The organism is Aestuariivirga sp., from assembly GCF_020252405.1.
In the GTDB taxonomy this organism is placed as follows: domain Bacteria; phylum Pseudomonadota; class Alphaproteobacteria; order Rhizobiales; family Aestuariivirgaceae; genus Aestuariivirga.
The window spans coordinates 1-6058 of sequence record NZ_JADCDA010000094.1 but is presented as its reverse complement, the minus strand read 5'-3'; the positions used below and the strand labels follow the sequence as shown (position 1 = coordinate 6058).

General features: G+C 67.4%; 3 protein-coding genes. 1 reads left to right on the top strand and 2 read right to left on the bottom strand.

Annotated elements, in window-relative coordinates:
* Window positions 1–391 precede the first annotated feature (391 nt).
* Window positions 392–4063 carry a trifunctional transcriptional regulator/proline dehydrogenase/L-glutamate gamma-semialdehyde dehydrogenase gene (putA, locus tag IOC69_RS13040; protein WP_290543991.1) on the bottom strand — a complete coding sequence of 1224 codons (3672 nt, stop codon included), beginning with the start codon at window positions 4061–4063 and terminating at the stop codon, window positions 392–394.
* 173 nt (window positions 4064–4236) lie between these two features.
* Window positions 4237–4440 carry a hypothetical protein gene (locus IOC69_RS13035; RefSeq protein ID WP_290543990.1) on the bottom strand — a complete coding sequence of 68 codons (204 nt, stop codon included), beginning with the start codon at window positions 4438–4440 and terminating at the stop codon, window positions 4237–4239.
* A 264-nt stretch (window positions 4441–4704) separates the two neighbouring features.
* On the opposite strand from IOC69_RS13035, the gene IOC69_RS13030 reads away from it, so the two are divergent.
* Window positions 4705–5595, top strand: coding sequence for a fructose bisphosphate aldolase (locus tag IOC69_RS13030; protein ID WP_290543989.1), 891 nt, complete (start codon window positions 4705–4707; stop codon window positions 5593–5595).
* Window positions 5596–6058: the final 463 nt, after the last annotated feature.

Sequence of the window (6058 nt, the reverse complement as noted above, 5' to 3'; positions counted from 1 at the left end):
CCTCGCCAATTCTCGCCTTGAGCGAGGCAAGCTCCGCCTCCCACTCCAGCAACGCGCCCGACCACTCCGCGACCATTGTCGTCCTCCCGCCAAAAGCGGCAGGAATCACAAATCTATCGCAGACGCAACTGTAGTACTAAAGCATTTTCACGTCAAGCGGGCACCGGTTGACCTGAAATTGCTTCAAGGGGACGAGCAAGCCGCTGCGGTCCCGGCGGACTTCCCCTCACCGGCCCCAACTTCGTTGGGGCGTCCTATCCCGCCTTGCGGGAGAGGCTGGACCTGGCTCATGGAACATCCGCACGTCCAGAGCGGCGCACCTGCAACGGGGCGATGCGGGGCAGCGCATATCCCCCCATACATGCGTTATCCCAGCCGCCGGAAATTCTGCTCACCCGATGGTCATCAGGCCCGCATTGCCGCCCGCGGCGGCGGTGTTGACCGAGGTGCTCACCTCCTCGACCAGCCAGTTCAGGCAATAGGCCTGCGGATCGGACGCAAGCTCTGCCGTGCCCGCCGCCTGCACCGGCACCAGCGGCCCGGGGAGAGCGGCAATCCTCATGCTCGCCGCGCGCACCTCCGGTGCATCGCCCTCGACCAGCGCGCCGGCGAAGGGCCCGTCGAGGCCCCAGTCGGATGTTTCGAAAACCCGCGGCCTGACACTCATTGGCAGCGCCTGCAGCGTGGCGGCAAGCCCGCCCGCATGGTCCACCACCGCGCTGTTGCCCGTGGCGAGTGCCGCCGCCATCTGGCGGTGCAGCCCCTTCAGCGTCTGGGGCACGAGCAAGATCCGCCCGCGCGGGTGCAGCGAATAGACGTTGCGCTCGCCCACCGGGCCGGGCAGTTCCATCACCATCCCAAGGGCGGAAAGCGCGCCCATCTCGCGCGCCGCATCCGCATCGTCATTGTGGCCGCGCTGGCCCAGCCATGCCGCGAAGTCGCGCAGCGCCGCGTCGGCCGTCGCCGAACTCACCTGCGGCGGAGGCGGCGCCTTCCGCACCAGCCGCCCGAGATAGAGCGGCCCGCCCGCCTTGGGGCCTGTGCCTGAAAGCCCGCGCCCGCCGAAGGGCTGCACGCCCACCACCGCTCCGATGATGTTGCGGTTCACGTAGAGGTTTCCCGCCTTCACCCGCTCCGTGACGGCGAGGATGGTCTCGTCGAGCCTGGTGTGCAGCCCGAAGGTCAGGCCATAGCCCGTGGCGTTGATCCGGTCGATCAGCTGGTCCAAATCCCCGCGCTTCCAGCGCAGCACATGCAGCACCGGCCCGAACACCTCGCGCTGCAACTGCCCGATATCGTCGATCTCGATGATGGTGGGCGGCACGAATGAGCCCTTTTCGGCGTCCTTCGGCAGGGCAAGCTGCTCCACCCGGTGTCCGGCCCCGCGCATGCCGGCGATGTGCCGCTCGATGCTGTCTTTCGCCTCCGCCGTGATGACGGGGCCGATGTCGGTCGACAGGCGGTCGGTGCGTCCGAGCGAGAGTTCGGCGAGGGCGCCCTTCAGCATGGCCAGCGTGCGTTCCGCCACGTCCTCCTGCAGGCACAGCACGCGCAGCGCGGAGCAGCGCTGGCCCGCGCTGTCGAAGGCAGAGGCGATCGCGTCCGCCACCACCTGCTCGGCCAGCGCCGAAGAATCCGCGATCATCGCATTCTGCCCGCCCGTCTCGGCGATCAGCGGAATGGGTTTGCCCTGCGCCGTCACGCGCTGGGCCAGCTGCGCCTGGATCAGGCGGGCCACCTCGGTCGAACCGGTGAACATCACGCCCGCGGTCCCGGGTTCGGCCACCAGCGCCGCGCCGAGGCGGCCATCGCCTGGCGCGAATTGCAGCACGCCGCGCGGCACGCCCGCCTCATGCAGCAGGCGCACGCTTTCGAAGGCGGTCAGCGGCGTCTCCTCCGACGGCTTGGCGATCACCGCATTGCCCGCGGCCAGCGCCGCGGCGACCTGGCCGGTGAAAATCGCCAGCGGAAAGTTCCACGGGCTGATGCACACGACGGCGCCAAGCGGCTTGTGCGACGGCCCCAGCGACTGCCGCGCCTGCCCGGCGTAGTAGCGCAGGAAGTCCACCGCCTCGCGCACCTCGCCCACGGCATTGGCCGCCGTCTTGCCGGCCTCGCGCATGGCAATGCCCATCAGCACCTCCCTGCGCGCTTCCATCATGTCCGCGGCGCGCCCGAGGCAGTCCGCGCGCTCCGCCGCCGGCGCCGCCGCCCACCGGACGCAGGCCTCCTGCGCCATCCGCACGACGCGCGCCGCATCGCCGGCGGCGAGCTCCGTCACGCGGCCCACGCGGTCAGCACGATCCGCCGGGTTCAGCACGTCGCGCGTCGCGCCGGTCACGGCACCGTCGGCCAGCAGCGGCCTGGCATGCCACGGCGCCGCCGCCGTTTCCCTCAGCACCGCGCCCAGACTGGCCAGCGCCGCCTCGCCCGCCAGATCCAGCCCGCGCGAGTTGACGCGCTCCCGGCCGAAAAGACCGGCGGGCAGGTCGATCCGGTCATGCGGCGTGCCCATCACCGGCATGGCGCTCACCACATCCACCGGATCGGCGATCAGCTCGTCCACCGGGACATTGGGGTCCGAGATGCGGTTGACGAAGGAGGAGTTGGCGCCATTCTCCAGCAGGCGGCGCACCAGATAGGCCAGCAGCGTCTCATGCGTTCCCACCGGCGCATAGATGCGGCACGGGCGGCCGAGCTTGCCTTCGCCGGTGACTTCGTCATAAAGCGGCTCGCCCATGCCATGCAGGCACTGGAACTCGTAATCGCCCACGCTGAATTGCGGTCCCGCAAGCGCAAGGACCGCCGCCAGCGTCTGCGCATTGTGCGTGGCGAATTGCGGGAACACATGTTCCAGCGCGCCGAGCAGCTTCCGCGCACAGGCGAGATAGCTCACATCCGTGTGCACCTTGCGGGTGAACACCGGAAATCCGTCAAGACCGTCGACCTGCGCGCGCTTGATCTCGGCGTCCCAATAGGCGCCCTTGACGAGCCTCACCATGATGCGGCGGCCGGAGCGCCGGGCGAGGTCCACCACGAAGTCGATCACATAGGGGCAGCGCTTGCCATAGGCCTGGACGACGAAACCGAGCCCGTTCCAGGAGGCCAGTTCCGGGTCGAGGCTCAGCGACTCCAGCAGGTCAAGCGACAGCTCCAGCCGGTCGGCCTCCTCCGCATCGATGTTGAGGCCGATGTCATGATGCCTGGCGAGCTTCGCCAGCTGCTTCACCCTGGGCAGCAGCTCCTGCATCGCCCGCCCGGCCTTCTGGCGCGAATAGCGCGGATGAAGCGCCGAGAGCTTGATCGAGATGCCGGGACCTTCATAGACCCCCCGGCCCGCCGCCGCCTCGCCGATGGCATGGATGGCATTCTCGTAGTCGCGGTAATAGCGCGCCGCATCGTCCGCCGCCGCCGCCGCCTCGCCCAGCATGTCATAGGAATAGCGGAAGCCCCTCGCCTCAAGGGGCTTTGCGCGCTTCAGCGCCCCGGCGATCGTCTCGCCCATCACGAACTGCTCGCCCATCATGCGCATCGCCATGTCCACGCCGCGGCGGATCACAGGCTCGCCCGCCCGCGCGATGAGGCGCGACAGCGCCGCGCCCAGGCTGCCGCCGCTCACCGTCGAGGTCAGCTTGCCGGTCACGACAAGGCCCCAGGTCGCGGCATTGACGAACAGCGGCTTCGTGCCGCCGAGGTGGCTCTTCCAGTCCCCCTCCGCGATCTTGTCCCTGATCAGCGCATCGCGCGTGCCGGCATCGGGTATGCGCAACAGCGCTTCGGCAAGGCACATCAGCGCAATGCCCTCCTGGCTCGACAGCGAATATTCGTGGACGAGCCCCTGCACGCCCGTAACCTTGTGCCTGGCCCGCATCGCCTCGATCAGCGTCCTCGCGGTGGCCGCCGTCCCGCGCTTCTGCGCCGGGTCCATCCGCGCCAGCGCCACCAGCGGCGGCAGGCACTCCGTCTCCGGCGTGCGGCAATGGGCGGTGATGGCCTCGCGCAGCGGGGTCCGCGGGCGGATGGGCGGGGCAAAGGCTTCAAACAGCGGACGCGCGTGGCTCATCGGTCAGGCTTTCCAGTGGGGAAAGCCGACCATAGCGCATGTTCCGTTCAGGCGGAATCGCCTGGCCGGAACATGCGCCAGATCAGAGGCTTGAGCATGATCTTTTCGCAAAAGTGGGTTCCACTTTTGCGGTTCATGCTCCAGCACCGCCCGGCAATCCCGGCCCGCCTGTTTCAGGGTGAGGGCTTGCCGGGCGCCGCAGCGGGTTCGATCACGTCAGCATCGGCCGGCCTGGCGTCGAGCCCCATGTTGCGGCGGTAGGCGGCGTAGCGCTCCGCCAGCACCTTGCAATCGACACCGCGGAAGCTCGCGGGTTCGATCCTGGTCAGTCCGGCGGGCCGCACCGCAGCCGTGTCCACACCCCCGTCGGGACTCATGCGCATCACCTCCTGCAAGGGCCTGCCCTGTCTCTTTGTTCGGCCGCATTTTCGACGGTCAACCGGCGTCCACTTGACCTGAAAATGCTTTAGCCCCTGACGGTTAAGAAAATGCTGAGGCGCCCGGGGCGAAAGGCCCGCCAGAGAGGCCGGGGGTCCTGGTTGAAGCCCCGGAGGCAATTGGCCGGAGCATGATCCGATCAGGTGATTCCACCTGACCGGAACATGCGCTATGGTCCCGCCGGCAAAAGAGGATCATCCGCCATGAACACCGCACAAGCGCAGAAGATTTCCACCGGCAAGGGTTTCATCGCCGCCCTCGACCAGTCCGGCGGTTCAACCCCCAAGGCGCTCGAAGGCTATGGCATCGGCAAGGACGCCTGGAAGACGGAAGAGGAAATGTTCGCGCTGATGCACGCCATGCGCACCCGCATCATCAAGTCACCCGCCTTCAACGGCGACCGCATCCTTGGCGCCATCCTGTTCGAACGCACCATGGACGGCGACATCGACGGCCAGCCGGTTCCCTCCTTCCTCTGGGAAAACAAGGGTGTTGTGCCCTTCCTGAAGATCGACAAGGGCCTGGCCGACGCCCACGACGGCGTGCGCCTGATGAAGCCGATGCCGGACCTCGACACGCTCCTCGACCGCGCCGCCGCCAAGGGCGTCTTCGGCACCAAGATGCGCTCGGTGATCGACGCCGCCTCGCCCACCGGCATCGCCGCCATCGTCGCCCAGCAGTTCGACTATGGCCGCCAGATTCTCGCCAGGGGCCTGATGCCCATCATCGAGCCCGAGGTGACAATCTCGATCCCCGGCAAGCCGGACGCGGAAAATATTCTCCGCGGCGAAATCCTCAGGCATCTCGACCTGCTGCCCGCGGGCCGGCAGGTGATGCTGAAGCTTACGATTCCCAGCGAGGCAAACTTTTTCAGGCCATTGACCTTGCATCCCAAGGTGATGCGCGTGGTGGCCCTTTCCGGCGGTTACAGCCGCGACGAGGCCAATGCCCTGCTGGCGAGGAACACCGGCCTCATCGCCAGCTTCTCGCGCGCGCTGAGCGAGGGCCTTTCAGCCCAGCAGACCGACGCCCAGTTCAACGCCCGGCTGGAGAAGACAGTGCAGTCCATCTACGACGCCTCCGTCGCGGGTTAGAGCGCCGGGCGGTCAATTGACTCCATGAGGGTTCCCCCTCCCCACAAAGCCCCGCCCTCGTCTTTCCTCTCCCCCACCGGGTGTACAGAGGGGGAGAGGAATGAAAATGGGGATGCCTCAAGCCACAAGGGGCCGGCCCTCTTCTTTCCTCTCCCCCATCGGGGGAGAGAGGGCAGGGTGAGGGGGTCTGTCCACGCGGACAGCGCCGGAAATCCCTGCTCAAACGTCTCCCGCGCGGAAACACCCCCTCACCTAACCTCTCCCCCGGTGGGGGAGAGGAATAATAAAGAGGGCGGTTTCAGGCCATATGCGACAGCCGTCCCCGAAAAGGGAGGAAATCATTCCGATTTCAACTGACCGCCCGGCGCTCTAATACTACAGTTGCGTCTGCGATAGATTTGTGATTCCTGCCGCTTTTGGCGGGAGGACGACAATGGTCGCGGAGTGGTCGGGCGCGTTGCTG